The 758-nt window shown below is 38.7% G+C and carries 1 pseudogene; it reads left to right on the top strand.

Going from position 1 to position 758, the window contains the following annotated elements:
* Nucleotides 1-758: pseudogene (locus AC3WQX_RS11760) on the top strand (hypothetical protein); the annotation flags it as partial.

The raw sequence follows: 758 nt of genomic DNA, 5'->3' as shown, positions 1-758 counted from the left end.
TGCAAGTACAGAATTAGGATCATCTATAGTTCAAAGTAGCGATAATTCAACGAGTACTTCGACAACTCCATTACGTACATTTAGTAGGATGGCTGTAACTACATTCGCAGCAGCAGCAGCAACTTCAACAACAAATACTTATACAGGTGCAGGGACTGATACAAATTATAACATTCCAATTTATTATAAATTAACAACTGTTAATAATGGAACGTCTATGACTTTTACGTATACAGTTACTTATGATAATCCTGCTACTACGACGGTTGAAAAACCTACAGCATTGTCTAATAGTTATGCAATATACAACACAGGAACAACTTATCAACCGATGTTTACACTAGGCAGTGCATATGGAACACCTTCAACAGCGACAAGTTATATTACCGATTCAACAGGTGCTCAAGTTAGTAATCCAAGAGCAAACACAACTAATATAAACAAACAGGGTAGTGGATATACTTGGGCAAACGGCTACCAAATGAATGGATCCCAAGCTAAACAAGGATATGGTTTAACCACAACTTGGACAGTTCCTATCAATTCTAGTGGAGACACTTCTTTTACATTTAACCCATACTCTACATCTGTGACAGGTGGGACAAACTTCTTTAATGGTCAAAAAGTGACTGTAACAGATCCAACTAGTGCGTCAACAAGTACTGCAAACTCACAAAGCGCGTCAACAAGTACTGCGAACTCACAAAGTGCGTCAACAAGTACTGCGAACTCACAAAGCGCGTCAACAAGTACTGCGA

The sequence above is a fragment of the Staphylococcus sp. FW104-15G4D genome (assembly GCF_058790135.1).
Note: the sequence above shows the minus strand (reverse complement) of the source record. Positions and strands in the feature narration are given on the sequence as shown.